Source organism: candidate division KSB1 bacterium, from assembly GCA_034505495.1.
In the GTDB taxonomy this organism is placed as follows: Bacteria; Zhuqueibacterota; Zhuqueibacteria; order Residuimicrobiales; family Krinioviventaceae; genus Fontimicrobium_A.
In genome coordinates, this window is record JAPDQV010000017.1 from 57,658 (window position 1) to 60,677 (window position 3,020).

A 3,020-nucleotide genomic window follows, 5' to 3' on the forward strand; every position below is an offset into this window, starting at 1 on the left:
ATTCATCCCCGCCGCCGTGAACTGCTGCTGTTGTCCGACCACGAGGTTCACTTGTACGGGCGTCACCACAATCTGCGACACCGTCCATGGTTCGGAAGACCGGCTCAAGCAGGAGATGGCGGCCGAGGCTTTTGCGACGACCCGACGGCCGATGGTGACCGTCACTTTCACCGTATCCGCCGTGCCGCGCGATGTTTCCGGAGGGATGGCATAAGGGATGGCAATCGCAACCGTTGCAAAAGGCGCCAATCGGGTGGTGCTGTCGTTCAAAGCCGGCGCCCAGCCCAAGTTTGAGCTGACTGTATAGGCAAGTCGAACGGCGGTCATACTTTGGTTTTGCAGATAAAGCTGCAGCGTGTCGCGGGTTCCGGCGTAGCCGAAGGATGGTGCAAGCGTTGCGGATGCCTGCAGAAGAGTGGCGTCTGCGGGGAAAACCGAGACCGGCCCGCCGAATACAGATTGCAGCTTCCACTGTTCGGAAGGAATGACATGGTTGCTGAATATCCGCTTGATATAGCCGCCGGCGATGGCGTTAAAGTAGGTCGTCTGGGTAAAGTCGATCGTCCCGTCCACGGTGGTATAAAAATCCACGCCGGTCATCAGGCCGATGCCGACGCCGTTCTGGATTTTTACCATGATCTGCCGACCATAGACGCGCAGCGTGTCGGCAGTGATCATGCCGTCGACCCGTTCGATAAATACCGAATCCGCACAAAGGGTTACATTGTTGAGCCTCTGTGCCAGAGAGGTTTTGTTAAGGCCGGAATATTTGCCGACTCTACCCTTATTGACAAGCAATTGCGCCCCGATTATCACACTGCCATCGTGAAGGGCGGCTCCACCGGCATAAATCCATCCCCAATTGGCAAATCTCTCTGCAGTTATGATAACATCTCCTGCAATCTTTGGATTATCAGGAGGCGCATCGCGGGTAAAGATTGTGCAACCGTTGCCCACCTCAAAATCGTTTGCCCTGAAAGAAAGCCAAACGCCCCTAATTACATCATACTCTCTTGTGGAAGTCCCTTCGATGATGGCCCCATTTAACATCCTGAAGATCTCGGACACGATCGATAACGCCTTCACGCGGAATATCCCGCCGTCTAACGAAATCGATTTTCCAGCAAAACAGAAATCGACATCCTTTATTTCCCCACCCAGATTTCTTAGAGAGACTTGCGAATCACCAGATTTAGGGTCTCCAATAGCAAGCATAGCTCTTTCAGCGCCATGTATGACCCCTTCATTGGTGACCTTCAAATCGCCTCCATCATGCTTGTTCTTCCTATCAATGTGCAGCTCTCCATCTAAAGTGATCTCTCCTCCCCTTGCCACCTTGAACTCATTTGTAAGTATGCTGCCTCCATGAAGCGCCCACAATTCTCCGCGGACGGTAATGCCCGCAACCATAGCAGAACCTGAAAACGAACATCTTTTGCCCTCCGGAATGTCAACATGATCATTGGGTCCGGGAACGCGGTTGGTGCTCCAATTGGCCGGATTGTGCCAGTTGCCGTCGCCGGACATATTGGTGAAAACGGCAACGTCCGCCCGCAAAACGATGGAGAAGAAAAGGGACCAGGCCCACACAAACCTTTTCATAACGCCCTCCTTTAAATTTGTGGTGATCTGAAAGCTGACCCTCCTTCCAACCCGCATTTTTATCAGTAACGGGTTCTATTTTACGATCGTCATTTTCTTCTCGGCCTGAAATTCACCTATGCGTAGGATGCAGAAATAGACGCCGCTCGGAAGTAACGCAGAGTCGAAGCGAACTTTATAATCCCCCGGCATTTGTATTTGATCGACAAGGCGTGCGACGCTTTTCCCATGCAGATCAACGACCTGCAGGTTTACCCTACAGGACTCTTGAAGGCGATAGGTAATAAAAGTGACGGCATTAAAAGGATTGGGATAGTTCTGCAAAAGCTCGAACTTTTCGAGCGGTGTTCTGCCGCCGTTGACTTCTGTGGGCGTTCCTCCGTCCCAACCCGCCAGCCGCGCCATGAGCCACCAAAAAGCGGCGCCTTTGAGCACGCAGTTCAAGCGCTCGGAGTGGGCGCAGTCCCCGCACTTTTCCACCAGTCGCGCAAGCTCGCTGTCGGGATGACGGGCCAGCCATTCGTTCGCCCAGTTGCCGTCGCCCCAGGGGTCGCCGTCGCCGTTGCGGTCGTATTCGCAGGCGTCGGTGGCATACCGCTCCATAAAATTGACCAGCCCGTCGGGGTCGTAGCTCTCGATGTCGGCAAAATCGTACAGAATTTTATCATGCTCGCGGCAGTAGCGGCGGATCTGTTCGTTGCGTCGATGCAGATTGCCCTCTTTGCCGGTTCCGTCGAGATGGCCGGTAATATAGACGAACTTTATGTGCGGATAGCGGTTTTCCAATTCGTTCATGGCGTTGAGATAGGCATTGATCCCCGCTTCGCTGTTGTCGCTGACGCCGCCGCACCAGGACCACATGACCACATTGCGGTCATTGTCCGGCTTTTCCAGCATTCTAATAGTGGCATCCCGCCAGCTCAGGTCGCCGTAATGGCCCAGGTCGGCTGCATAGTCGTTGGCCCAATAGTCGACGAGGAACACGCCGTGCGCCGAACCCCAATAGGCGATCTCAAAGTCGAAAATCGGCCCCAGAGCACGCAGCGCCTCGATGCCGGTCACCAATTGGCTGCCGTGCGAGGTGTGCGTATAGCCGATACGCAGCGTACGTTTGGCTTCCAGGATCCACTCAGCCGGAATTTTGCGGTAATCGGTGCAGGTGTGGTCGATTAAAATGCCCGTTCTGGAATAAACAGGCTTGAGGAGAAGAAGGATCAAAGCTAGTTGCAGCAGTTTCTTGAAATCCATGACTCCCTCAAAAATTTACTCGTAACTCTCTGATTCATGATGATTTTCCATGGAAAAAACGAAACACTTATATGTAAGTTAATTTAGCGTTGTTTAAAGTTATCGGGATTTCCTAACTTGCTACAGTTGCATAACTAATCCATTAAGGAGGAAATCCCATGGTCATTCAC

The 3,020-nt window shown here is 52.8% G+C and carries 2 protein-coding genes; both read right to left on the minus strand.

Annotated features, from left to right (window positions below):
• The coding region (locus tag ONB24_08685; GenBank protein MDZ7316184.1) for a hypothetical protein at nucleotides 1-1,602 on the minus strand (1,602 nt) is incomplete at its 3' end.
• Between the two features lie 75 nt (nucleotides 1,603-1,677).
• Nucleotides 1,678-2,850, minus strand: a complete 1,173-nt coding sequence (locus tag ONB24_08690; protein ID MDZ7316185.1) for a T9SS type A sorting domain-containing protein — start codon at nucleotides 2,848-2,850, stop codon at nucleotides 1,678-1,680.
• Nucleotides 2,851-3,020: the final 170 nt, after the last annotated feature.

Bases quoted from the DNA above. Each gene is read 5' to 3' on its own strand.
- ONB24_08690 (MDZ7316185.1), bottom strand. From the start codon at position 2,850: ATGGATTTCAAGAAACTGCTGCAACTAGCTTTGATCCTTCTTCTCCTC.